This is a genomic window from Exiguobacterium sp. s128 (assembly GCF_018618815.1).
GTDB lineage: Bacteria > Bacillota > Bacilli > Exiguobacteriales > Exiguobacteriaceae > Exiguobacterium_A > Exiguobacterium_A antarcticum.
Window position 1 is genome coordinate 16,394 of the sequence record NZ_JACSMT010000019.1, and the last position, 25,459, is coordinate 41,852.

Below are 25,459 nucleotides of genomic sequence, written 5' to 3' on the forward strand. Positions count from 1 at the left end.
TCTAAAGTAATTGTCGGTTTAAAGTGGTCCAGAGATCCCTTGTTTGCGGATCATCATGAAGTGGGCCCCGAGCAAGACGAACAATGCTGCAGGAAGGAAGAAGACGTGAATCGCAAAGAATCGAGCAATTGTACTCGCTCCGACGATTTCTCCACCCGCAAGGAGTGTTTTCGCGATACCACCGATGACTGGAATACTCTCAGCAATCTGAATGGTAACTTTCGTCGCGAATAAGGCTTTCATGTCCCATGGCAACAGATATCCTGTCAGACCAAGCGCTAAGACAACGAAGAACAACAGAACGCCGACGACCCAGTTCAATTCACGTGGTTTTTTGTAAGAACCTGTGAAGAAGACGCGTAATGTATGTAAGAACAACATTACGATAACAACGGATGCGCCCCAGTGGTGCATACCACGAACGATTTGACCGTGGGCGACTTCATTTTGAAGATAATAAACAGACGCGTGTGCGTTGATGATATCTGGTACATAATACATCGTCAAAAACATTCCCGAAAGAATCTGAATGACAATCGTAAAGAATGTCAGCCCGCCAAAACAATAAACGAATGCTGAAAAGTTATGCGCCGGGTTAACGTGTTCTGGTACTTCATGATCGGCGATATCTCGCCACAGCGGAGTAATATCTACCCGCTCATCGATCCAATCATAGATTTTTTGCATCATCGCTTACGCACCTCTTTCGACTGGTTTACCTAGATAGAGGAAACCATCTTTCTCTTGCATTTCATATCCGTCAAGCGGTTTCGTCGGAGGCGTTCCTGGAACGTTAACGCCATCTTTCGTATACCGACCGAAGTGACATGGGCAATAGAATTGTTCTGGGTGCGTTGGATCAGATCCAAAACTTACTTGACAACCCAAGTGTTTACAAATCGGTGATAATGCTAAAATCTCACCTTTATCGTTTTTAAACACCCAAGCAGACAACGTTTCTTCAAACTCATACCACGCATCCTGTGTTTGTTTCTTAAAGTCGACCCGTTTTGGTTCTGTCGTGATGTCCGACAACTTCATTACTTTTACTTTATCGCCTGCTCCTGATTTTTTCAGGACTGGATCAACTGCGAAGTTGACCATCGGCATGACCATCGTCGCCGCCATAAAGCCGCCGACTCCCGTCAATGTATACGTCAAGAACTGACGACGTGTTACGTTAGACCCGTTTTGAGCCATCTCGATCCCCCCTCGTGATGTACACTGTGCCCCAAGACCACGGTACTTCACACAAATTTCTCACATGGTAATAGTATCTTAATAAAATCATTGCGTCAACCGCTTCATAGCGCGGTCCAACGGTTTCCTAGCTGCTCGAGGACTTGCCTGACAAAATTCCCGACCATCTGACCTTGTTGATCGCGACTCATCGTCTCAAGCGATAAACGCGGGACATAAATCATGTCCTCGACCGATGTCTCTTTCCACCGTAAATCGGCGGTAATGAACGTCACAAATCGAAATTGTTCAGAAGACGCTGCTTGCTCCCAACTGCTGAGCTGTTCAATGGATGGATCACCGATATAGGTCATCGGTGGTACGAGCATCGCCCGACCGGACAATTGTCGTTCAACTTCCGTCGCCACCGTCATCGTCATATCTGCACATTCTGCAAAAGCATGCATCGCTTCGTCAAATCCGACAGGTATCAATGGGACAATCAACGTATCGATATACGCTTGTTCGTTTCTCGTCCTTTGAACATCGGATGGTTTGAAACGCAAGTCATTTCCCCCTTTCCTGTTCACTTACAATTCGTCACATTTAATGTATCATATCCGCTTTTGTTACTGCTTCCTTAATGTGAACGTTTTATGAAATTACCTACGATTTTTCTTCATATTTTGCCCTTACTTTCACTTTCCGAAAAAAAGCCCCCTCCTGTTGAACAGGAGGGGCACTGCCATCATGGTTCCACTTTTAGACTTACAACTGGCTACGAATCACTCGCAACTCGTCCGAAAGAGATTGGAAACGATTTTTATCCCGCGCATCCAGTGCTTCATCAATCAGTCGGACAAGACGTTCTTCCTCTTGGCGATTGACGGTCGCAGCAATAAAATTCATCGCCGCGTCTGCCAATTTGGGTTCAACGGCCACTTCTGGTCGAAATGGATTTTCTTCTAACAACGAAAGATACTCATCATCCATCATCATGCCTTGAAAGTTCAATTCGATATAAAGCGGTTCATTCGTTAACCGGATATCATGATACGCTTTTTCGGGGTCCGTTGTTTTGACTTCCCCTTTTTTAAACAGAAAAGGGTCCGCGTCAAATCCATATGTCGTAATGATCATCGCCTTCGGGGCAAACATGGCATTTTGAACAAAATGAACTTGATCAAGCTTCTCTTCATTACGAAGCCAATAATCAATGATCCATTTTGATTCCCGACGTTTCAACGTATAATAGGTCAAGATGCGGCGCAAGAAACGCTGCTTTCTCTCTGTCATCTTAATCCTACTCCCTTCTCCAGTGAAGTCATCCATCCATTCGTTCGACATAGTCGACTAAGTCTGCGTCTTCCGGCGTTAGACTTGCCGCACGTCGTAATAAGGAGTTCCCCTCTTCACGACGGCCTTCCTCGACTAATGCATAACCATACTCCTTTAAGAATAAAGCATCATCCGCAAAAGCAGACTCGACTTGTGCATATTTTTCCATCGCTCGTGTATACTCTTCTAACGCATACAAGGAACGGGCACGGTACCATGTCAGGATCGGGGCTGTGACATGTTCTTCGATCGCCGAGATCGTCTCGAGCGTCGCCTCGTGATCTTCATCTTCAGCAAGCAGGGCAAGTAGCCGTTCTGCTGCCACAAGCGACTCTGGATTGAGGGCAAGTGCTTCACGTAAGGCTTTGACACTCCCTTCCCGGTCACCGAGTTTCAGTAGGAATAGTGCTTCCATCGTCCGTAATTCATCATTGTAGTCATCCCGTTCGATGCCTTGTTTGATGACATTCAAGGCTTCTTTCGTCAAACCAAGTTCCGACTGGCTTTCTGCATAAGGGACATACGCAGATGTATAATCCGGATCTTGGGCAATCAGCTGTTGGAACGTTTCGACTGCTTTTTGATGTTGACCGACTCGGTGGGCCGTCATCGCAAGACCAAATAACGTATGCAAGTCCGAGCGCTCCGCGACGGCCCGTTCATATAACGGGATCGCTTCTTCAAATTCACCAATCATCGCCAGTGACTCCGCATATAATGCATCTAATGGTAATTCTTCACGTAGGACGGGATCTGCCGCAATCTCAGCAAATAAGGGCACGGCCTGATCAAACGCACCGAGTGTCATATACAATTCGGCTAAACCATAGGCAAGCAATGGTTCGTCCGGCGCAAGCGTCCGGGCTTCCTTAAGTTTAGCAAGTGCCACTTCGTCTAACCCTTGCGACTGGTACAAATCAGCTAACAAGACCAATGTCCGTGGTCCGTTTTCGATGTCGCTCGTATCCACTTGCTCAAGGACCGTGATGGCCTCTTCCTCACGGTCGAGATCGATGTAACATTCAGCGAGCAGTAACGCAACCCCTGCATTTCCCGAATAATCGACATAGAGTGGTGCTAATAAATCAACTGCACGATCTGATAGACCAAGCTCGATATAGAGATCGGCTACTGCCAAACGGTCTTCATCCGTACCCGTTTTTTCAAGTTGTTCGAGCGCCGCTAACGCTTCTGACGTGTGACCATGTTCAAGGCTTTCGACTATCTGTTTTAATAGGTCTTCGTTCAAGGCAAACACCTCACTTTCTTCTATTTCACTGTTCCTGTCGAACTTATCGGTTCGCCTGCTGTAGTGTCTTTAAATCATCATAGAACGTTGGGTAACTGACTTCAACTACTTCATTTCCGAGCACTTGAATTTCCGGTTGTAACGTCGAGGCAATCGTCAACATCATCGCCAACCGGTGGTCACCGGCGCTGTCGACCGTCGCACCGATCAGAGGCGTCGGTCCATCAATGATCATCCCGTCTGCCGTCGCTTCGATTCGGGCCCCGATTTTTTTTAAGGCCGACACGACCGTCTCGATCCGATCCGTTTCCTTGACTCGTAATTCCGCCGCATCCCGGATGATCGTTTTTCCATCCGCTTGTGTCGCGAGTAAGGCGAGCAACGGAATTTCGTCGATCAATGACGGAATCTGTTCCCCTTCAATTGAAATGGCTTGTAGCGATGTTGTCGTCAGTGTCACGTCTGCCGTCTCTTCTCCCGTCGACTCTTGACGATTCGTGATTTCAACACTTGCCCCCATTTGACGTAAGACTTGTAAAAAACCGATTCGGGTCGGATTCATTAACACGTGTTCAGTCGTGATGGCACTGTCTTGTCCAAGGACTGCCGCTGTCCACCAGAACGCTGCCGATGATGGGTCGCCTGGAATGTCAATCGTCGTTGCCTGCAGACGAATCGGTCCCTGCAAGCGAATCCGTCGTCCTCGTTCCTGCTCTTGAATCGTCACCTCAGCACCAAACTTCGGCAACATCCGCTCCGTATGATCACGCGAGAGAACCGGTTCAATGACCGTCGTCTCGCCCGTCGCAAACAAACCGGCGAGCAGCACCGCACTTTTCACTTGTGCACTAGCGACCGGTAAAGTGTACGTCGTCCCAACAAGGCGACGTCCCTCTATCGTTAACGGGGCGTACGTTCCGTCAATCTTTGCTCCAAGTGTCGTGAGCGGGACGGTGACGCGGTCCATCGGTCGTTTTTGCAGGGAGTCATCCCCCGTCAAGATATAACTTTCCTGTCCACCAGCTAAGATGCCGCTTAATAACCGTATCGTCGTTCCTGAATTTCCGCAATCAATCGCCGCGGCATGTAAATGGTCCGTTCCAGTGATGTGAATTCCATCACTCGTCCGCTCGACCTGAGCACCTAGCGCCTCGACCGCAGCAAGTGATGCTAGGCAATCGGCGCCAAGCAGTGCATTGGAAATCACTGTCGTGCCGTCCGCAATTCCTCCCATCAAAAAAGCGCGATGGGTCATCGATTTATCTCCGGGTACTCGTACTGTTCCTCTTAATCCCACTGTAAACACCTCACCGTTTGATCATATGCCTTACGTAGACGGTCTTCATCAACCTCTTCTAATTTGAATTCACCTTGTCGTTGTACTACAAAACGGATCGACGCATTGTTTTTTTTATCCCGTCTCATCAAATCCAAGTAGACCTGAAAGGCCTGGCGTTCTGGCAATGTCACGCCTAATCGTTTAATCAAGCTAACAACCCGCTTCGCTTGGTCCAGATTTCCTTCTACAAAAGAAACGAACACCAAACCGATCCCGACGGCTTCCCCATGTGATAAACCAGGACTCACGTACTCGACGGCGTGACCAAACGTATGTCCATAATTCAAAAAAGCCCGGACACCACTTTCCCATTCGTCCTGTTCGACGATCCGTTGTTTAACCGCAATCCCCGCTGCAATCGAGTCAGCTAACGGCAATTGTTTTACACCTGCCAAATCAAGTTCCAATAAATCGTGAGCAAACGTCGGCCGTGCGAGTAGACCGTGTTTTAGCAATTCAAAAAAACCGCTTCTCCATTCGCGGTCAGATAAGGTACGTAAAAAAGTTATATCATATAAGACGGCAGATGGTTGATAAAACGCTCCTACTAGGTTCTTACCCCAACGTAAGTTTAATCCAACCTTTCCGCCGACACTTGAATCGTGGGCAAGCAACGTCGTCGGGATTTGGATGAACGGTACCCCTCGCAAAAACGTCGCGGCGACAAAACCGGCTAAATCACCAATCATCCCTCCTCCGACAGCAAGCACCACCGTTTTCCGCGTCGCGCCTTTCTCAATGCCGTCTTCTAATACCCTTTGATAGACGGCGAGTGACTTACTCGCTTCTCCTGGTTCTACTCGACTGATCAGCTGCTTCTTGTTGAAACAGTGATCGAGTTGTGCACATACCGTCGCTAAATGGAGCGCAGCGACCGTCTGATCAGTAATGATCCAAAACTGGTCCGCTTGTTGTGCTTCCGGTACTTCTACAAGCCGTTTCACTGCGTCCGGTTCAATGTAGACGGTATAGGGACGACTCGCCTGAATCTGGAGTTGCGTCAAAAGAGACGCACCTCCTCCTTGTACGCAGCAACACTATCTTTCAGACGATCGAGCGTCGAACTCCCGAACATCTCTAGAATCGACGCCGCCACTTCAAAGGCGACGACCGCCTCGATGACGACGGAAGCGGCTGGAACCGCACAGGCATCGCTTCGTTCAATCTGTGCGACGAACGGTTCTTTTGTTTCAATGTCGACGGACTGTAACGGACGATACAAGGTCGGAATCGGTTTCATCGCCACTTGAACGCGGATCGGCATTCCGGTCGACATGCCCCCTTCGATCCCACCGAGGTGATTCGTTTTACGGTAGTAACCGGTCTCATCATGTAAGATTTCGTCTTGTACCGTACTGCCTTTCCGGCGCGCAAGATCAAATCCATCTCCAAAGCCAACTGCCTTCATCGCGTTGACACTGATGACCGCACGCGCAATCCGGCTATCTAACTTCGTCTCATTTTGTGTAAAGGAACCAATCCCGGGAACAAGCCCCGTCACGACGGCTTCGATTTCCCCCCCCAGTGTATCCCCATCTTGTTTCGCTTGATCGATGGCCCGCATCATTTTTTCTGACGCCACTTCATCTGCACAACGCACAAGAGAGGTTTCGATCGTCTCGCGGTGTTCCATCGGATTCACACGAGCGGCATCTACACCACCGATTGAGCGGACATGTGAGAAGATATCCACACCGAGTTGCGCGAGCAATTGTTTCGCGATCGCACCCACGGCAACGCGGGCCGCCGTCTCTCGAGCAGACGACCGTTCCAGGACGTCACGCAAGTCCCGGTGACCATACTTCAACCCCCCAACTAAATCGGCATGCCCCGGTCGTGGACGGGTCAGTGTACGAGGGCGTTCTAGTTCTTCTTCCAACGGTTCAGCCTGCATGACTTGCGTCCAGTGCGTATGATCCTTGTTTTCGATGAACAGGCTGATCGGTGCGCCTGTCGTATAGCCATGACGAATTCCACCGCGGACATCGACCGCATCTTGTTCGATCTGCATCCGTCGTCCGCGCCCGTATCCACCTTGGCGCCGTTTCATCTCTTGTTGTATTTGTTCGAAATCGATTGTTAAACCAGAAGGGACACCTTCGATGATGACGGATAAGCCTTTACCATGTGATTCTCCTGCAGTCATATAACGCATATGTTCCATCCCTTCGTCCTGTTAAATTTTTTCGTAGAAAAAGCTTTGTTTCATTTTAAGACCAAATCGTTCCGGTTGAAAGATTTGTTCTGTTCCACCAACAAACAAAATCCCGCCCGGCTTCAACGCTTGGACAAAGGAGCGGTATACATGGGCTTTCGCTTCTTCCGTAAAATAAATCAAGACATTCCGGCAAATGATCAAATCAAAGCCACTATCATAACGATCACCTAACAAGTTATGTTTACTAAAACGCACGAGTCGTTTGATCTCAGGAACAACTTCGAATTGTTGTTCTTGTTCGATGAAGTAGCGTTTTTTTCTGGCTTCTTCGACTTCGTTTAAAGCAGATGCCCCGTACCGTCCTTGTTTCGCTTTTTCCAGTACAAGATCGTCCAAGTCCGTCGCCTGGATCGTAAACTGCGCCGGATCCATCTTTTCATTTAAAATCATCGCGAGCGAATACGGTTCTTCACCTGTCGAGCAGGCGGCACTCCACGTTCGAATCCGACCGTGTGCGCGTGCTTGCAGGACAGGTAAGATATCTTGCTCTAACTGTTGCCAACGAATCGGATTCCGGAAAAACTCACTGACGTTGATGGTCATCCGATCCAAAAACTCTTCGTACAAGTTCGTATCTTTCTCCATCGCTTGCATGTAAGAAGCAAATGTACTATGTCCTTTTTTATCGCGTAATGCTGTTAATCGTCGTTTCATCTGTGCTTCTTTATATTGTCCTAAATCAATTCCCGATTTTTTTAAGAAACGTTGGATAAAAAGCTCATAGTCCTGCATAATCCACCTCACAAATCCTCTCTCTGTTTAGGGCGACTTCACAGTAGACCCCAATCTTATTTTCTATTTTAGCATAAAGCCATTTCCTTTCCAAAAAACAAAAAAAACGATTGAGCAACTGCTCAATCGTCTTGCCGGTATCATACGTTTAAAGGTTGTCCTTGAAACCAGAGGCTCAGTTCGCGCTCCGCACTTTCGACGCTATCTGAACCATGAATGACGTTTTCACTCATCGTGTTTGCAAAATCACCCCGAATGGTTCCAGGTAACGCTTCCGTTGGTTTCGTTTTGCCAATCATCATCCGTGAAACCGTCACAACATCCGTTCCTTCGACACGAAGGGCGACGACTGGACCAGATGTCAAGAAAGTGACCAACTCTCCGAAAAATGGTTTTTCTGCATGTTCCGCATAATGCGCTTGTGCTAATTCTTCTGTCGCCTGCATCATTTTCATCTCACGAATCACAAATCCCTTTCGTTCGATCCGAGCGATGATTTCCCCGATTAATCCCCGTTCGACGCCATCTGGTTTTACCATTAAAAACGTTTGCTCCATTACTAGTTCCCCCTATGAAATACGAATAAAAAAGCGCTTACATAATGAGTTTACTGTGTAATTGAAGTGGCGGCAAGAAATTTTTTACAATTTTCAGCCTTTTCGTTTCCCGACATAACGGGCAACCTCTTCTAGCGACCGTTTGGCTGAAGATTTCGGAAGGTGATTCAACCGTTGAATCGCGCGTCGGATATACAAGTCAACGGTTTGTTGCGTCCGTTCCAGCGCATCTGAATGTTGCAGCCGCTCCAGTAATGGAGCAACTTCTTGATGGGTTGGCATCGAACGAATTTTTTGTAGTTCTTGAAAAAACGCCGGATCTTCTGATGCATAAAAAACAGGTAACGTTTTGTGACCGTGCCGTAAATCTTCTGCAACCGGCTTTCCTAGTTCGGTCCGCTTGGCTGTAAAATCCAGTAAGTCATCTGCAATTTGAAAAGCTAGACCGATGTCTCGCCCGAATTGCCGCAACGCCTTTGTATCTTCCGCAGAACAGTTGGCTACAATCGCCCCAAGATGACAGCTTGCTTCAATCAGAATCGCCGTTTTCCGCTCAATTCGTTTGATGTATCGTTTGATGGATTGTTCCCAATCATACTGATCATAAATCTGTTCGATTTCGCCTTCACAGATTTCACGCATCGCATGGACCATTACTTGAACGAGTTCCGGTTTCCCGACTTCTCCAATCAATTTGACAGCCTCACCAAACAAAAAGTTTCCAGAATAAAGGGCTACTTCTTCATCAAAGTGTTGCATGACGGTTGGTTTGCCGCGTCTAAGTTCTGCATCATCGATCACATCATCATGCACGAGCGATGCCATATGAATCAACTCTAGGCTTGCTGCGACTCGAACGAGTTCATCTCGATCCGCCTGCCCGAACTTCGAAGCCAATAAGACGAATGCTGGTCGAATCCGTTTCCCACCGGCTTGAAGTAATTGCTGGCCTGCCGCATCGATCGTCGGATCATCCGACGCAATATGACTGACTAAAAATTGATCGACTAGATTCACTTCTTTTGTTACATCTCGGTAAATTGAGTGCAGTGACATGTCACCACTTCTTTCCGAGGTGCATCGCAGCCGCCCCACCTGCAAATGCTTTGACTTCAACCTGCATAAAACCGGCCTGTTCAAACAGCTGTTTTAATTCGACACGGTCTAAGAAAACTTCCGTCGACTCTTGAAGCCAGTTGTATTGATCGTAAGACTTCGCAAACAGACGACCGACTTGCGGCATGATTTTACCGAAATAAAGCGAATAGGCTTCTTTGAACAACGGTGCCGTCGGCTGACTTGTCTCCAAGCAAACAACGGTTCCACCTGGTTTTAACACCCGGTGCATTTCTTGAATGACTTGAAGATAATCAGGCACGTTCCGTAAACCAAACCCGATTGTCACGTAATCAAAGGAATGATCTCCAAAAGGAAGCTCCATCGCATTCCCATGTAACAATTCGACGTTTTTCATGCCTAACGCTTCTACTTTTTCGACGCCTACCTTTAACATATTCTCGGAGAAATCAAGTCCTTTGATGACACCAGTCGGTCCTGCTGCTTTAGCGAGTTGGATTGTCCAATCGGCAGTTCCGCAACATAGATCAAGACACTTCGCACCTGGGAACACATTCATCCGGCGCATCGTCTCTTTTCTCCATACTTTATGCAGGCGAAAACTGATGATCGAGTTCATTTGATCATAATTCGTTGAAATCGACTGAAATACTTCGTATACTTTTTTCTCTTTTTCTTGTGTCTGCACGCAGTTCACCCTTTCAAAGATATTACGCTACTGCCATCTGTTCTAAATGTGATAATAGTAGTTGTTGAGCCCTTGGTTTTAATGCTAATGCCCGCTGGCGAATCAATCGTTGGCCGTGTTCCGTTAACCAGTCTCTCCCGCTGATCGTCGCCAAACCTTGAACAAGTCCAAATTCTGCCGTCAACCAAAGCAAGACATATTCTTCGGTCGAGGCATAGTTTTCCTCATGAAGGGCACATTTCGCTTCATTGACACGCTGGACCGTCCGTCCGAGTGAAACCAGTGCAGTTTGAGGAAGGGATGCTAACTCCTCAAAAAAGTAACTCGAGAACAGATCACCTGCTAGGACAAGCAATTGTCGTTCTTTGGAGCCTCTTTTCGTTTCCCCTACACGTTCATGTAACAACAAGGCGACTTGCGCATGGTGGACGCCTTTGACAAGCGCTTGCCAGGCCAACGTCTCATTCTGGGCTACATCGATCAACCAACTGATCTGTTCACGATTGATGGAAGGGAAATCCACATGTTGAGCCAGTTGTGTTGTTTGTTTCGTAGTGAGTGCAGTGATCATTTCTTCCACGAGCAGCTCTTGATGATTCATGCTTTTACCCCCCGATCTCCAGTGCCATCTCGTTGATGGATGTTCTTCTTTTTTAATATACCATAATCAATGCGTTTTCTCGTCTCTCAATGTCCACAAAAAAAGCCGTCCGAGGAATTCCCCGAACGACTATGTAACCGAATTACTTCACCGCATCTTTCAATGCTTTACCTGGTTTGAAAGCAGGTACTTTGCTTGCTGGAATTTCGATATCTTCTTTTGTACGTGGGTTGCGACCTTTACGAGCTGCGCGTTCACGGACTTCGAAGTTACCAAAGCCAATCAATTGGACTTTTTCTCCAGACTGAAGTGTCTCAGTAATCGATTCGAATGTTGATTCGACAACTTTCGTCACGTCTTTTTTAGTTAGACCTGATTTTTCGACGACTGCTTGAATGAGTTCAGTTTTGTTCATTACGTTCACCCCCTCCCAATCACTTCTTCGAGGCTAATCATACCTTATAAACGTTGATATTACAACATTTTCATAAGAATCCCCATCAATTTTCTGATTCTTCGATCGATTCTTCAGAAAACACAGGTTCGCCTTTTTCGTTAATGGTATAACTTTGAGAGTATGCAGGAACAAAAGGTTGCTCATCATAAAGTAAATGACGAATATCTTGACCTACTTTCGGCTTTTTCTTCGCAGTTTCAACCGCTTTTTCTAATTCAGGCAAATAGTTGATGAACAGTTGGCCTTGCCCATCGACGTAAATCGATAGTTGCTCATCAGAATACGGGCTTGGTATTTTGGGTTCTTCTTTGATGAACAATTTTTTATAATCAAGTGTAAACTGATTTTTTCCAATTGATCCTTTAAATGGATATTTTTCGTTTTTCTTACGGTACGTGTCAATCCGGACCTGCAGTTTTTGAAGTTCTTCAGCTACAAGCAAATCCATGAGTTTGACAGTCGGTTTTGTATCGACATCCACTAATAAATAAATGAACGTTCCGCCTCCTTCAAAACTGTTTGGTGGCGGATCACTCATATAGCGAGGAATGAGTCGACCGAGTTCGATCTGATATCGTTCCATCAAAGGGGTATTTGCCTCTCGTGTTTTGATCGGCAACACACCTGTATCTTTTTGGTACGCTTCCACCACTTCTTGGACCGTCCGGATTTGTTCCGGATACGGGACACGATTGGACGGTTTTTGGCTATCTGGAAATAAACAACCAGACAGTAACATCACCGGGATGAGCATCAAGACAATCGCTATTTTTTTCATGCGCTTGGTCCTGCCATAACGATAAAGACCATGATGATTGATGCGATGATAAAACATAGGACCGCGACCGTCGACATCAGAAACTGCCAAAAACCAGTCAACTTCGTCCGGCTGATCGTGACCAGTAAGACACTGATCGCAAATAGACCGATACCGGCAAATGAAATCCACATTTTTAATAAACCTGGACTCAAGGTTTCCACCCCACTCCGTTAATCTTTCATCGTAAACAGATGTTCAATCTCATTTTTTTGTGGACGACGCATCAATTTCTGTACTTCTTCTGCCGGAGTATGTCCGTCAAACAAGACATGATAAAGTGCTGTCGTAATCGGTAGCTCACACTGTTTCGTTTCTGCTAAGTCATAGGCTGCCTGTGTCGCACGGACACCTTCAACGACCATCCCCATGTTTTCAAGGACGGTTTCGAGTTTTTCCCCACGACCAATCGCATTTCCCGCCCGCCAGTTTCGACTATGGACAGAGGTACACGTGACAATCAAGTCACCCATTCCAGTCAGACCGGTGAACGTCATCGGATTGGCACCAAATAATGTGCCCAGTCGGGCGATTTCCACCATACCACGTGTAATCAACGCGGCTTTCGCATTATCACCGTATCCAAGACCATCTGCCATTCCTGCCGCTAAGGCAATGATGTTTTTAAAGGCACCACCGAGTTCTGCTCCGATGATATCCGCATTCAAATACACACGGAAATTTTCATTCATGAACAATTCCTGTACACGTCCGGCTTCTTCCATGTCCGTCGAAGCAACAGTGACAGTCGTCGGTTTTCGTAATGCCACTTCCTCCGCATGCGAAGGACCGGTCAACACACAGATTGCCGAACGTTTTGATGGATCAATTTCTTGTTCCATCAACTCAGACAACCGTAAATGGGTTTTCGGTTCAATTCCTTTTGAGGCATGGATCAGTACGACGGGATCCGTCAATAAGGCGTTTAACTGACGTGATACAGAACGGATCGCAGAAGACGGTGTCACAACTAAAATATGCGAGACACCTGTCACTGCTTCTTTTAAAACCGTTGTTGCCCGAAGTGATTGTGGCAATGTCACACCCGGTAAGAACTGCGTATTTTCATGATTTTGATTAATGGCATCAACATTTTTTTGATCCCGGCCATACAGGACGACCTCATGACCGTTATCTGCTAAAACGAGCGAAAGAGCAGTTCCCCAACTCCCGGCTCCAATGACTGCGATTTTTTTCATCATGATTCACCTTGTCCTTATTGTTTTTGACGTGCCAGAATCCGAATCGGTGTTCCTGTAAAATCAAAGGCTTCGCGAATTCGGTTATCTAGATACCGTTTATACGAGAAGTGTAACAATTCAGGATCATTGACGAACAAGACGAACGTCGGCGGACGTGAAGCTACTTGCGTCACATAGTTGATGCGAAGACGAACCCCTTTATCGGTTGGTGCTGGGTTCATCGCGACAGCATCGACGATGACATCGTTTAAGACGCTTGTCTGAATGCGCTGCGCATGACTTTTGGCTGCTTGTTTGATGACGGGAAGTAATGTTTGCAAGCGACGTTTTGTTTTCGCTGAAACAAAAACGATTGGTGCATAATCAAGGAAACGAAACTCTTCGCGAATTTCCTCTTCCATTTTTTTCATCGTCTTGTCATCTTTTTCGACGGCATCCCATTTATTAACGACGATCACGATGGCACGACCCGCTTCATGGGCATAACCGGCAACTTTCTTATCTTGCTCGATGATTCCTTCTTCACCATCTAAGACGACACAAACGACGTCTGCCCGTTCGATGGCTTTTTGCGCACGCATCACGCTGAATCGTTCTGTTGATTCATAGACTTTTCCGCGTTTACGCATACCTGCCGTATCAATGATGACGTATTCTTGCTCATCACGTGAGAACGGTGTATCAATCGCATCACGTGTCGTACCTGCGACACTTGAGACGATGACGCGCTCTTCACCGAGGATGGAATTCGTCATACTCGATTTCCCGACGTTCGGGCGTCCGACCAACGCGAACTTGATCGTATTTTCATCGTATTCGATTTCTTCTTTATCCGGTGCAAGCTCAAGTACACGATCGAGCATATCGCCGAGTCCTAGACCATGTGTCCCGGAAATCGGATATAAATCGCCGAATCCTAATGAGTAGAACTCATACATTAAATCACGCATCTCAAAGTTATCGACTTTGTTGACCGCGATGACGACTGGTTTATTCGAACGGAATAACATGTTAGCGACTTCTTCATCAGCTGATGTAATCCCTTCGCGTCCATTCACCATAAAAATAATCACATCTGCTTCATCAATGGCGAGCTCCGCCTGATGACGCATCATTTGAAGTAGGGGCTCATCCCCGACTTCGATTCCACCTGTATCAATCAAATGAAAATGACGATTCAGCCATTCTCCAGTTCCGTATATACGGTCGCGGGTAACGCCTGGCTTGTCTTCTACGATCGAAACCCGATCTCCAATCACCCGGTTAAAAATCGTCGACTTTCCGATATTTGGGCGACCTACGATCGCCACTACTGGAATTGCCATCCCAACACCTTCTTTCTCTTCTCTCGCTTCATAGCCGTTCTATTGTATCAAATCAAGCGGTTTTATACCATATCAATCCGTAACATAAAAAAAGTGGACACAATTTGTGTCCACTTCCATTCACTTATTCTTTTGAATCCGACTCTTTGTCCGACAGATCCGCTACCGAAAATCCTTCATTTTGATCCGTGTACTGCGAATAATCATCCTCTTCCGATTCTTCTTGCTCCAAAACACGTGTCGAAAGAGAAATCTTATGTTCTGCTAAGTGCACTTCGAGAACCTTCGCCTCAATTTCTTGACCTTCTTCGAGTACTTCTGACGGCGAGCCGATATGCCGATTCGCGATTTGAGAAATGTGCAATAACCCTTCAACTTGTGGTGCTAATTCGACAAAAGCTCCGAATTGTACGATTCGCCGGACGCGTCCTTTGACGATATCACCGGCTTCGATCTTCCCTTCCATTTGTTTCCACGGACCGGGTTGTGTTTCCTTGATCGATAACTTGACTTTTTCTGTATCTCGATCGACACCTAATACTTTCACGTCGATCTTTTGCCCTTCTGTCACGATGTCAGACGGACGTTCGACCCGATGATGCGCCATTTCCGAAATATGAACCAGTCCATCGACACCGCCGATGTCAACGAAAGCACCAAAATCAGTTAAACGCTGGACTGTTCCCTCTAAGATTTGACCCACTTCAAGCTGTTCGAGTGTTTCTTTTTTCTTCGCATTCAGTTCACCTTCAACTACGGCTTTATGCGAAAGGATCACACGGTTTTTTTCTTGGTCCAACTCGACGACTTTCACCTCAATCGAACGACCGATATAATCAGAGAAATCTTCGACGTAATGCCGTTCAACCAGTGATGCAGGAATGAATCCACGAACGCCGATATCGACGACGAGTCCACCTTTGACGATGTCTTTGACGACAACTTCAAAGATTTCACCCGATTCGTACTTCGCTTCGACTTTCCCCCATGCCTGTAAGGCATCGACTTCACGTTTTGAGACTACGACTTCCTCATCTGTAATTTTCTTCACTTTTACTTGTAGTTCATCACCGACTTTTAAAACCCCTCGAATGTCATCCAAATGGAGACTCGAAACTTCGCTAATCGGCAGGATTGCTTCTGTCTTATATCCGATATCAATGAGTGCTTGCTTGTCTTCAATCTTCACGACCATTCCGGTTACTACCTGGTCCCGATGAATTTCAAAATCAGGCATATCTTTCATTTCTTCGACCATTCCAACACAACCTCCTCACGATGAGTACAAGAAACGTATTAATATACGTTTATCCTTCTTCTAACTTCTTACAATTCTGACTATTTGTCAAGGCATTACGCATGATTGAAGTAGACGGTTTTGATTTCGTCCAAAATCCGCTCCGAAATCGCCTTCGCCGCGCCACGCTGATCTCTTAAATCCGAAATATCGACAGGTTTTCCGACAACAACTCGCATCTGCCGAAACAGGCGATAATCTCCGATGATCGCAATCGGTAAAATCTGTGCCGGTGAACGTAAAGCAAAAAAGCCAACACCTGGTTGTGCAGATGTAAATTCACCAGGCGCAGAACGTGTTCCTTCCGGGAAGATTCCGACCGTCTCATCCGTATTCAACAATTCAATCGTCCGTTTTAACGCTTGTCGGTCGCCTTGTCCACGTCCGACTGGATACGTCCCGGCGGAAATCATGATTTGTTTAAGGACGGGCACACGAAATAACTCCTCTTTCGCCATGTAACGAACCGACCGACTTGTCGGAATCGCACTGACTAAAAAAACCGGGTCCCAGTTCGAACTGTGATTGGCACAGACAAGTAACGATCCTTCTGTCGGAATGTTTTCTTTTCCCGTAACCTTTAAACGAAAAACAGTTTTGGCGATGATCAAGACGATAAACCGTGCTAAACGATAAACAAACTCGTTCCGTTTCATTTGAGGACACCTTCTGCGAGTTCCGTCAGGCGCGCTACGACTTGATCGATGTTCAATTCTGTCGTATCAAGATAAATCGCGTCATCCGCTTGCTTAAGGGGAGAAACCGTTCGTTCACTATCCCGTTTATCGCGTAAGGCGATTTCCGCCTGAAGCGAACTCAAATCGCTGTCGATTCCGCGAGACATGTTTTCTCGATGTCGTCGACTCGCCCGTTCTTCAACCGATGCTGTCAAAAAGACTTTTAATTCTGCATCCGGCAAGACAACTGTTCCGATGTCACGACCGTCCATGACGATACCACCATGTTCTGCGAGTTTACGTTGCGCAATGACGAGTGCAGAACGCACTTCTGCTTGACGCGCAACGAACGACACATTATTCGTCACTTCATTTGTTCGAATCGCTTCTGTGACTTCACGGTCGCCGATGAATACACGTTGTCCCTGATCGCCAGGCGTCAGACGGATATCAAGTGATTGCATCAATTCCCCAAGCACCTGTCCATCTTCTAAATTAAGACCTTGTTCTAATGCAGCGAGCGTGACTGCACGATACATCGCCCCTGTATCGATATAGACATAATCAAGATGTGCCGCCAATTGTTTTGCGATCGTGCTTTTCCCGGCACCCGCAGGTCCGTCTAAGGCAATTTGAATGTTATTCATGAATGATTTCGTTCCTTCCGTGTTCACCATCTCATATGGTGTATAGTATCGACCGTTATCATAGCAAAAATTTGTACTCACGTGAATGGATTCGTTCCCCGTCGAGAATTTTTCATCTGGGTTTGATAACAATGCCGTAAGACAAGTTCACGACTCCGATCATTAATCCGTGTGAATTGAAACGCGAGTTCATAACGCGTTTCTCTCGGGTCGACTCGCACTAACTCGGCTAAGACATCCACCGTATGCGTCGTTCCATCACCCGTCGGCAATAAAAATGTTAGTTCCAGTTCCTCTTTAACCTTAATCGGAATCTGACTCGCGAGTACTAAGATTCCCCCTGCTGATAAATCGAGTGTCACAGAAGTGAACGGTTCAAAGTTGTTTTTATGTGGATGTACGGCTACATCCAGCAATTGTGGTACGCGGACGAACTGCCGCCGCTGAACACGTTGAACCAATTCTTCTTTTGGACGCCTCAACGCATACCGTTGACCACGTAAAGGATCATTTTGACGTTCGACGACTTCCGTCTCAAATCCATAGAGCTTTCCTTTTTCTTTAAAAAAGTAAAAGCCAACTTGTTCGTGATCTGATAGAATGAACGTTTTTAACGTCGCCACTTCACTTGGTGCTTCGATCCAGATCAGTCGATTTGTCACTGCCGTCACTTTCGTCCGCCCTTGACGATCTTCTTGATTCGTTAACATTACTAAGTCCCCAGTTTGTATCATGTCACTCTCTCCCAGTCCGTTCTATTCAATTACTTTTTCTGTTATAACGTTGATTCAAACGGTTAGCACTTCGAATTTGATACAGGCCGACAATCCACAAGATGATCATAAACAAAATCGGCACGAACGAAATACCACCATTTTCCAATATTAACAAATTAAAGATCGTGTGCGCAATCATCGGGACGATGATCGATAAACTCAACCAGCGATATGGATGCGTTGAAAATTTAGCCTTCCCCATAAAAAAACCCATGATGACAGCAAATAAAGCGTGTCCTGAGACCGGCAATAACGCACGGAAAATCATATGTTCCACCGTTCCATTGACCATCAAATATAAAATATTTTCGAGTGTCGCAAATCCTAACGAACAGGCTACCGCATAAATAATCCCATCATAATAATCATTAAAGCGTTGATGGATATAAACCGTATAAAAAACAACAAACCATTTCGCGAACTCTTCAGTCACGGCCGAACGAATCAATTGGATAGACTCCGGTCCTCCGAATTCACTTTGAATGATGTAATCGACGAACATTAAAGGAAATACAAGCAGTATCCCGAAAATAAAACTACGTAGGATGTAACCAACGGGTTCTGATTCATGTTCATGTCGTAAGTAAAAGTATGTCAATAACGCAATTCCTGGGGCAATTCCTGAGAAAACGATTGGCAACACGTCTCCTCCCCCCTTCCTATTCTTTTAGAATAAAGGTTTCTGCAGAAAAAGAAAACCGCACCCGTTGTATCTCTTCAAAAAAAGGATACAATGTTAATGAAAAAGACAGGAAAGAAGGTGAACGTTGTCTGTTACTCAACGACAACACGTATATGAAAAAACTACTTTTGATTCATACCGGAGGAACCATTGCGATGGCTCAAAATCACTCCGGCCATGTTTTACCAAACGATATTAATCCACTTGATGCCTCATTACCACGTGCGACGGATATCGCCGACATCACGACACGCCACTTTGCCAATCTACCGTCTCCGCACATCACACCGGATATCATGTTACGACTTGCTCACTTCATCAAGGAAGAACTCCAGTCCGGGTATGACGGTGTCGTCATTACACACGGAACGGATACCTTGGAGGAAACGGCGTATTTTCTTCAGCTGACGATCGGTGCACCGATTCCGATTGTTCTGACCGGAGCGATGCGGTCGTCGAACGAAGTCGGCTCAGATGGTGAATTCAACTTGATTACGGCTTTGCGCGTTGCTGTCAGTGATGCCGCCAAGGGCAAAGGTGTACTCGTTGTCTTCAACGGAGAAATCCACTCTGCTTTCAACGTCACGAAAACCCATACGTCTTCTGTCGACACCTTTAAATCCGTCCACTTCGGAAACTTAGGCATGGTCACAAAAGACCACGTGTACTTATTTAATACACCACTTCTAAAACCAACGCATATGGTCAGAGAATTAAGCAAACGAGTCGCTGTCTTAAAGGTATATGCGGGAATGGAGCCTGATTTACTGCTCGCTGTTGGTGAACTCGGGTACGATGGTCTTGTCTTAGAAGTACTGGGTCAAGGAAATGTCCCACCTGGGTTAGTCGAAGCGATTCGGACACTGACCGAACAAATGCCAATTGTCATTGTCAGCCGCTGCTTTAATGGAATCGTCCAAGATGTCTATGGTTATGTAGGGGGCGGACAACAACTTAAAGAACTTGGATTAATTTTCTCAAACGGACTAAACTCACAAAAAGCACGCCTCAAGTTAATGATCGAGTTAGAAATCGAAGCCACCCATCAAGATCTCGAACACTCTTTTCAAGTAGAATAAATCTCGTTCGTTATCCTATCCACATGAAAAAGGAGCAACATCCGGATCGACTGGATGTTGCTCCTTTTTTGTAGTTACGGACGTGCCGTCATGCGTTCAAGGCGACCGACTAAATTCGTCGCGATCAGCTCTCCGTGGAACCGACCATTTTCGATAAAGATTTTGTTGGCATCGTATCCTGCTGCAACGACTCCCGCAATATAGATACCTGTAACATTCGACTCCATCGTCTCTTCGTCATAGGTCGGAATCCCGGTCTCCGGATCAAGGGCGACCCCTGCATCGGCAAACAATCCGATATCTGGTGTATAGCCTGTCATCGCAAATACGAAATCTGCGGGTACAGCTACAGATTTTCCATCGACCGAATAAACGACATCTGTCGGTGTAATCTCTTTGATCGTCGCATCAAAAATCATCTTTACTTTTTCTGCCCGCACGAGTGATTCGAAGTTCGGAAGCACCCATGGCTTAATCGAAGGACTATAATTCGCGCCTCGATAAAGCATCGTCACACGGGCACCGGCTTTTTCTAGCTCGATCGCTGCATCGACGCTGGAATTTTTCCCACCGATCACAACGACGTCCTGTCCATAAAATGGATGTCCTTCTTTGAAGTAATGGAAGACGTGTGGCAAGTCTTCCCCTGGGACATCCATCTTATTCGGTAGCCCATAGTAGCCGGTCGCAAGAACAACTGCGTGTGCCGTTCGCGCCATCGTTTGTTCGCCACGTAACGAAATCACTTCGAAGCCCTCTTCGATTCGGTGAATCTGTTGAACCGTCTCAAATGGTCGAATGGTAATCCCTTTACGCCGGACGACTTCACGGTAATAGACGAGCGCATCTTGACGTCTTGGCTTTAATTCTTTATTGATAAAAGGAACTCCACCGATTTCTAGTTTTTCACTACTCGAAAAAAAGGTTTGATGGGTCGGGTATTGATAGATGGCCTCTACGATGTTTCCTTTTTCGATCACTTCAACGGATAGGCCACGATCTTGCATTTCGATCGCAGCCGATAACCCACAAGGGCCTGCACCGATAATGATACAATCCAACATATTTCTTTCGCCTCTTCCACTTGCTTTTTTACCATCTTAGCAAATCTTTCTAGTCGAAGAAAGAAATAACCCATAAAAAAAGCCCACTCCTAAACGAAGTGAGCTGCGATGAAGTTAGACCCAACCACGGAAACGTGACGCTTCCGCCATTTTGCGAACACCTACCATATAAGCAGCTAGTCGCATATCTACATTGCGGGTCTGAGCGGTTTGATAGACTTGATTAAAGGAATTCACGAGTACTTTTTCTAACTTTTCATGGACTTCTTCCTCGGTCCAATAGTACCCTTGATTATTTTGTACCCATTCGAAGTATGAAACGGTCACGCCACCACTCGATGCGAGCACGTCTGGGACAATCAAGATGTCCCGTTCCGCTAGAATCTTTGTCGCTTCATTGGTCGTAGGTCCGTTCGCCGCTTCAACGACGATACTTGCTTTGATGTCATGGGCATTGTCTTCTGTAATTTGATTTTCGATGGCAGCCGGGACAAGAATATCACATTCGAGTTCTAACAATTCTTTATTCGAAATCGTATTCTTAAAGAGCGTCGTAACCGTCCCAAATGAGTCACGGCGATCGAGTAGATATGGAATGTCTAAACCATTCGGATCATGTAACGCTCCATACGCATCACTGATGCCAATGACTTTTGCACCTAGATCATGCATGAACTTTGATAAGAAGCTACCCGCGTTCCCGAATCCTTGCACGACGACGCGTGCCCCTTCTAGCGTGATTCCTTTTTTCGCTGCTGCTTCTCGGATCATGATTGCGACACCTTTTGCTGTCGCTGTCTCTCGACCATGTGAACCCCCAAGGACAAGTGGTTTCCCTGTGATGAAGCCTGGCGAATTGAATTCATCAATGCGGCTATATTCATCCATCATCCAAGCCATGATTTGTGAGTTCGTAAAGACATCTGGTGCCGGAATATCTTTTGTTGGACCAACGATTTGACTGATTGCCCGGACGTATCCACGACTCAATCGTTCAATCTCACGGAAACTCATCTCACGTGGATCACAAATGATACCACCCTTACCACCACCATACGGTAAATCGACGATTCCTGCTTTTAAACTCATCCAGACAGACAATGCTTTGACTTCGACTTCTGTTACGTTTGGATGAAAACGGATTCCACCCTTTGTTGGACCGACGGCATCATTGTGTTGCGCCCGGTAACCCGTAAAGATTTTAGTCGATCCGTCATCCATCCGAACCGGAATCCGAACCGTCAACATCCGAAGTGGTTCTTTTAATAGTTCGTACATCTCGTCTGGATAACCAAGTTTTTCAAGTGCTTCCTTGACGATTTCCTGTGTTGCCTCGAGTACATTCTTGCGATGATTTGCGTGTTGTTGGTCAGTGATCATTCCAACGTTCCTCCCCATAAGTGGCATCCCCTATGCCGTTTCCTTGTTCGGATAAAGTATACCTTTTTCCGAGCCGTAATGAAAGGGGTTCTCACTATATTTGTAAGCGCTTTCTATCATCTACTTCATTTCTATTATTTTTTGTTCTCAGTCCCGCTCTGGTGCCGAGAAATTGCCAGTTCAATAAACGTCTCCACGAGTTCTGGATAGTCGATCCCAACAGCACGTGCACCGTCTGGGAATAAACTTGTTGCCGTCATGCCGGGCAACGTATTCGTTTCTAAAATCACAGGTTGTCCTGATTCCGGCACAAGGAAGTCCGTCCGCGAATAGCCTGCACAACCGAGTACTTGATGCGCAAGAACCGCCCAGTCTTGTAACGTCTGCGTCGTCGCTTCGTCAAATTGTGCCGGACAAATATGTTCCGATCCACCGATTGCATATTTCGATTCATAATCATAAAATTCATTTTTCGGAATGATTTCGATGACCGGCAAGGCTTTTTCTTCCCCCTTAGTACCGAGCACAGGGACGGTCACTTCACGACCCTTGATGAATTGTTCAATCAAAACTGCTTCATCCGCCGTAAATGCAAGGTCAATTCCTTGACGAAGCATCTGTTCATCCATGGCGATCGTCAAGCCATTTGAGGATCCTTCTTGTGCTGGTTTGACGACACATGGGAACTGACCGTTCCACGAAGCGATTTTCTGCTCAATATCGTCACCACGCTCAATCAATACATCACGTGCGATCCGGATGCCCGCTTTTTCGAAATGAACTTTCGAACGTGCTTTGTCCATCGCTAGTGCTGAAGCCAACACACCAGATCCTGTATACGGAATTCCCGCCATCTCAAGTAACGCTTGAACACGACCGTCCTCACCAAACTTACCATGAAGTGCGATGACAGCCACTTCTACTCTTAGATTCAAGATGTCTTCCGCACGCTCTGGGTGAAAATCGACGGCTATGACATCGTGCCCTTTGCTTTCTAGTGCCTCAATTACGGACTTCCCGCTATTTAATGAAACTTCACGTTCACCAGAGATCCCGCCAAACAATACTGCCACTTTCATTATGTTCACTCCTTCATCTTACGTTCAATGCTTATCATACCACCACTTTTTATTCGAAAAAACACAAAATGGTCGCAATGGTCGTCCAGGCACATAAAAAGTCACTTCCCGAATCCATTCGGTGAAGTGACTTTTTATATACACAATGACGGTATCACGATTAAAATCAGTGCCAGACGTCAAGGTGTAAATGTTGTTGTTATAGTCGTGATTGCGTCTTCTGACATAATCACCTTCCCGTATTCTGCCATGATAAGGGGACTTTTCGGACTTGGTGTTCCATATTCTGATAAAATCGTCGTCATGGTTTGCTCGACCTTTTGTTTCATTTGTTCCTGGAAGTACAGATAATAACGTCCTTCAAAGAAATAGAGTGCTCCACCCGTTTCTGTTTGCTTGATATGACGAACCAGACCATGGCTAGCCTGGATGACGTCTTCGAACTTGTCAAGTTGATACAAGACATGATGGACGATATCAACCGTCATCCGAATCTCCACTTGATCAAATTCTTCAAATGTTTCTTCCGGCATGACGCCATCGCGCCGGACATCCACCAACATTCCATCGTTTGGGAAAAACGTCACAAAAAAGTCAAGCGTCCCGACAGCATGAAAGCCGTAATTAGACTCTGCTTCTTCTAATAAGTTTCGTAGTAAGGCCTGCCCTTTTCCGACAGCTAACGTTTCTGGTCGCACGTCATGCACCGCTAATTCTTGTTTTGACACGAAGACCCGCAAATGCCCTTGTTTAAATTGTTCAAACCTCATCTTAGACTCCTCCAGTCACTCGGCAGAGTACAGAAGCTCTCCGTTCGATATGTCACACACTATACACCAGTTGTCGGGGTGAGTCGACTTAACCAACTTTTCCAGGCACTATCATCCGATCCAAGTAACAGATCCCCGTATTTTTCTGGATGTTGGTCGACAGCGTAGCCACCTAAACCAATCTCCGTTTGCGGGACGTTGATTTGAATTTCAGCGATTGCTTCATCCAAATCGTCTAAATGGTCCGAAACCGTACAGGATAGGACAACTGCCCGAGGTGTCAATTGTTTGGTCACTGTCACGAGATCCGGCACCGGAATTCCTGCGCCAAGAAAAATGACATCAAATCCGGACTGCCGTAAAAAGAGTGTAAAAAAGAGCAAGCCGAGTTCGTGTTCCTCCTCCGGTGCGCATACACATAAGATTCGCGGCAAAAAAGGATTGATCGGCATTTGAAGGGATAAGGTAGAGAGACGAGCCCGTAAGAAAGCTGTCGCAAAATGTTCATGAGCAATCGTAATCGTCCCTTGTTCCCACTTCGTCCCGATTTCATGTAACAAAGGACCCACGATGTCTTGAATCACTTTATCAAAGCTAAACATGGAAAAGGCTTTGTTCATGATATCATGGGCATGCCGTTCTTCGAAATTCGTCAGCGCCTCGAACAGTTGATCACGTAGTTCGATTCCGTAATCCATTGGGACTTCCGTTCGGTTTACTGGCATTTCATATAATTGAATGGCTTTTGAAACGGACAGCCCCTCTTTTTGTTTATCGACGATCCAGCGCAACTTGGCGACATCATTATCACTATAAATACGATGACCCGATTCACTCCGATCTGGATCTAGAACTTGATACCGCCGTTCCCAAGCACGAATGGTCGTCGGATTGAGTCCCACCAATGCAGCAACTGCTTTGATATTGTATTTCCCACGATCCATGCACCGTGCCTCCTTTCTTCTTCCTTTTAGTATACCCGTAAAGGAAAAAAAACTCCGTTCACAATGTGCACTTACATCATGAAACCGATGGAGACAAAGGCGATGATGATCGTAATCATCAGAACCGTCAGTGTGATTGCAAGTCGATTTTTAGCAAATGGTTGTTTGAAGCGTTCGTTACGAACATGCTCGATTCTTGATGAACGGGGAGGGAAGGTCGTCCGTTGTTCTTCTTGCCGATTTTTTCGTTGATCGTGTTTACTCAATTTCATCACCTTTTCTAAA

General features: G+C 46.2%; 30 protein-coding genes. 1 reads left to right on the forward strand and 29 read right to left on the reverse strand.

Annotation, left to right across the window (positions count from 1 at the left end; all coding sequences use genetic code 11):
• Positions 1-18: 18 nt before the first annotated feature.
• The 23 genes from qcrB to prsW all read right to left on the reverse strand — a co-directional run bounded on the left by qcrB (position 19) and on the right by prsW (position 18,819).
• Positions 19-690, reverse strand: a complete 672-nt coding sequence (gene qcrB / locus KNQ13_RS08920; RefSeq protein WP_012370658.1) for a menaquinol-cytochrome c reductase cytochrome b subunit — start codon at positions 688-690, stop codon at positions 19-21.
• Positions 691-693: 3 nt separating this feature from the next.
• Positions 694-1,200, reverse strand: coding sequence for a ubiquinol-cytochrome c reductase iron-sulfur subunit (locus KNQ13_RS08925; protein WP_012370659.1), 507 nt, complete (start codon positions 1,198-1,200; stop codon positions 694-696).
• A 104-nt stretch (positions 1,201-1,304) separates the two neighbouring features.
• On the reverse strand, positions 1,305-1,745 hold the full coding sequence (locus tag KNQ13_RS08930; RefSeq protein WP_026829836.1) for a DUF2487 family protein: 441 nt from the start codon (positions 1,743-1,745) through the stop codon (positions 1,305-1,307).
• Positions 1,746-1,947: 202 nt separating this feature from the next.
• Entirely contained in the window at positions 1,948-2,475 is a 528-nt protein-coding gene (locus tag KNQ13_RS08935) for a ReoY family proteolytic degradation factor (RefSeq protein WP_014970603.1), read from the reverse strand.
• A gap of 28 nt (positions 2,476-2,503) precedes the next feature.
• The gene (locus KNQ13_RS08940) at positions 2,504-3,766 is read right to left on the reverse strand and encodes a tetratricopeptide repeat protein (protein WP_014970604.1); all 1,263 of its coding nucleotides are present in this window, start codon (positions 3,764-3,766) and stop codon (positions 2,504-2,506) included.
• Between the two features lie 43 nt (positions 3,767-3,809).
• Positions 3,810-5,063 (reverse strand): 3-phosphoshikimate 1-carboxyvinyltransferase, encoded by a 1,254-nt coding sequence (gene aroA / locus KNQ13_RS08945; RefSeq protein ID WP_026829837.1) that lies wholly within the window; start codon positions 5,061-5,063, stop codon positions 3,810-3,812.
• Positions 5,054-6,109, reverse strand: a complete 1,056-nt coding sequence (locus KNQ13_RS08950) for a 3-dehydroquinate synthase (protein ID WP_026829838.1) — start codon at positions 6,107-6,109, stop codon at positions 5,054-5,056. The genes aroA and KNQ13_RS08950 overlap by 10 nt, the downstream gene beginning before the upstream one ends.
• Positions 6,106-7,260, reverse strand: a complete 1,155-nt coding sequence (aroC, locus tag KNQ13_RS08955) for a chorismate synthase (RefSeq protein ID WP_026829839.1) — start codon at positions 7,258-7,260, stop codon at positions 6,106-6,108. The genes KNQ13_RS08950 and aroC overlap by 4 nt, the downstream gene beginning before the upstream one ends.
• A gap of 21 nt (positions 7,261-7,281) precedes the next feature.
• Positions 7,282-8,055, reverse strand: coding sequence for a CheR family methyltransferase (locus KNQ13_RS08960; RefSeq protein WP_014970608.1), 774 nt, complete (start codon positions 8,053-8,055; stop codon positions 7,282-7,284).
• A 140-nt stretch (positions 8,056-8,195) separates the two neighbouring features.
• Complete coding sequence (gene ndk, locus KNQ13_RS08965) at positions 8,196-8,612, reverse strand: nucleoside-diphosphate kinase (RefSeq protein ID WP_026829840.1); 417 nt, start codon at positions 8,610-8,612, stop codon at positions 8,196-8,198.
• A gap of 93 nt (positions 8,613-8,705) precedes the next feature.
• Positions 8,706-9,668 carry a polyprenyl synthetase family protein gene (locus KNQ13_RS08970; RefSeq protein ID WP_034773934.1) on the reverse strand — a complete coding sequence of 321 codons (963 nt, stop codon included), beginning with the start codon at positions 9,666-9,668 and terminating at the stop codon, positions 8,706-8,708.
• 1 nt (position 9,669) lies between these two features.
• Positions 9,670-10,377, reverse strand: coding sequence for a demethylmenaquinone methyltransferase (locus tag KNQ13_RS08975; protein WP_014970611.1), 708 nt, complete (start codon positions 10,375-10,377; stop codon positions 9,670-9,672).
• A gap of 22 nt (positions 10,378-10,399) precedes the next feature.
• Entirely contained in the window at positions 10,400-10,978 is a 579-nt protein-coding gene (locus tag KNQ13_RS08980) for a heptaprenyl diphosphate synthase component 1 (protein ID WP_014970612.1), read from the reverse strand.
• Positions 10,979-11,120: 142 nt separating this feature from the next.
• Positions 11,121-11,393 (reverse strand): HU family DNA-binding protein, encoded by a 273-nt coding sequence (locus KNQ13_RS08985; RefSeq protein ID WP_012370671.1) that lies wholly within the window; start codon positions 11,391-11,393, stop codon positions 11,121-11,123.
• 85 nt (positions 11,394-11,478) lie between these two features.
• On the reverse strand, positions 11,479-12,213 hold the full coding sequence (locus KNQ13_RS08990) for a hypothetical protein (protein ID WP_026829842.1): 735 nt from the start codon (positions 12,211-12,213) through the stop codon (positions 11,479-11,481).
• Positions 12,210-12,407: a DUF2768 domain-containing protein gene (locus KNQ13_RS08995; RefSeq protein WP_026829843.1), complete on the reverse strand. Its 198-nt coding sequence runs from the start codon at positions 12,405-12,407 to the stop codon at positions 12,210-12,212. Before KNQ13_RS08995 ends, KNQ13_RS08990 begins: the two co-directional genes overlap by 4 nt.
• Before the next feature lie 18 nt (positions 12,408-12,425).
• Positions 12,426-13,451, reverse strand: a complete 1,026-nt coding sequence (locus tag KNQ13_RS09000; protein ID WP_026829844.1) for an NAD(P)H-dependent glycerol-3-phosphate dehydrogenase — start codon at positions 13,449-13,451, stop codon at positions 12,426-12,428.
• A 17-nt stretch (positions 13,452-13,468) separates the two neighbouring features.
• The gene (gene der, locus KNQ13_RS09005; protein ID WP_014970616.1) at positions 13,469-14,779 is read right to left on the reverse strand and encodes a ribosome biogenesis GTPase Der; all 1,311 of its coding nucleotides are present in this window, start codon (positions 14,777-14,779) and stop codon (positions 13,469-13,471) included.
• 124 nt (positions 14,780-14,903) lie between these two features.
• Complete coding sequence (gene rpsA / locus KNQ13_RS09010; protein WP_014970617.1) at positions 14,904-16,037, reverse strand: 30S ribosomal protein S1; 1,134 nt, start codon at positions 16,035-16,037, stop codon at positions 14,904-14,906.
• Between the two features lie 95 nt (positions 16,038-16,132).
• Positions 16,133-16,732 carry a lysophospholipid acyltransferase family protein gene (locus KNQ13_RS09015; protein WP_014970618.1) on the reverse strand — a complete coding sequence of 200 codons (600 nt, stop codon included), beginning with the start codon at positions 16,730-16,732 and terminating at the stop codon, positions 16,133-16,135.
• Positions 16,729-17,400: a (d)CMP kinase gene (gene cmk / locus KNQ13_RS09020; RefSeq protein WP_014970619.1), complete on the reverse strand. Its 672-nt coding sequence runs from the start codon at positions 17,398-17,400 to the stop codon at positions 16,729-16,731. The genes KNQ13_RS09015 and cmk overlap by 4 nt, the downstream gene beginning before the upstream one ends.
• 77 nt (positions 17,401-17,477) lie before the next feature.
• Positions 17,478-18,110, reverse strand: coding sequence for a flagellar brake protein (locus KNQ13_RS09025; protein WP_026829845.1), 633 nt, complete (start codon positions 18,108-18,110; stop codon positions 17,478-17,480).
• Positions 18,111-18,159: 49 nt separating this feature from the next.
• Entirely contained in the window at positions 18,160-18,819 is a 660-nt protein-coding gene (prsW, locus tag KNQ13_RS09030; protein WP_041256125.1) for a glutamic-type intramembrane protease PrsW, read from the reverse strand.
• A 152-nt stretch (positions 18,820-18,971) separates the two neighbouring features.
• Here prsW and KNQ13_RS09035 point away from each other — a divergent pair, with 152 nt between their 5' ends.
• Positions 18,972-19,937, forward strand: coding sequence for an asparaginase (locus KNQ13_RS09035; RefSeq protein ID WP_014970622.1), 966 nt, complete (start codon positions 18,972-18,974; stop codon positions 19,935-19,937).
• A gap of 74 nt (positions 19,938-20,011) precedes the next feature.
• Here KNQ13_RS09035 and KNQ13_RS09040 read toward each other — a convergent pair whose 3' ends face one another.
• From KNQ13_RS09040 to KNQ13_RS09065, 6 genes are all read right to left on the reverse strand, one after another.
• Positions 20,012-21,001, reverse strand: a complete 990-nt coding sequence (locus tag KNQ13_RS09040) for a YpdA family putative bacillithiol disulfide reductase (protein WP_026829847.1) — start codon at positions 20,999-21,001, stop codon at positions 20,012-20,014.
• A gap of 114 nt (positions 21,002-21,115) precedes the next feature.
• The gene (locus tag KNQ13_RS09045; RefSeq protein WP_014970624.1) at positions 21,116-22,381 is read right to left on the reverse strand and encodes a Glu/Leu/Phe/Val family dehydrogenase; all 1,266 of its coding nucleotides are present in this window, start codon (positions 22,379-22,381) and stop codon (positions 21,116-21,118) included.
• 134 nt (positions 22,382-22,515) lie between these two features.
• Entirely contained in the window at positions 22,516-23,460 is a 945-nt protein-coding gene (locus tag KNQ13_RS09050; RefSeq protein WP_014970625.1) for a D-alanine--D-alanine ligase, read from the reverse strand.
• A 179-nt stretch (positions 23,461-23,639) separates the two neighbouring features.
• The gene (locus KNQ13_RS09055) at positions 23,640-24,230 is read right to left on the reverse strand and encodes an adaptor protein MecA (protein ID WP_014970626.1); all 591 of its coding nucleotides are present in this window, start codon (positions 24,228-24,230) and stop codon (positions 23,640-23,642) included.
• Between the two features lie 59 nt (positions 24,231-24,289).
• Positions 24,290-25,174, reverse strand: coding sequence for a MerR family transcriptional regulator (locus KNQ13_RS09060; RefSeq protein WP_014970627.1), 885 nt, complete (start codon positions 25,172-25,174; stop codon positions 24,290-24,292).
• Positions 25,175-25,245: 71 nt separating this feature from the next.
• Positions 25,246-25,440, reverse strand: a complete 195-nt coding sequence (locus KNQ13_RS09065; RefSeq protein ID WP_014970628.1) for a hypothetical protein — start codon at positions 25,438-25,440, stop codon at positions 25,246-25,248.
• Positions 25,441-25,459 lie beyond the last annotated feature (19 nt).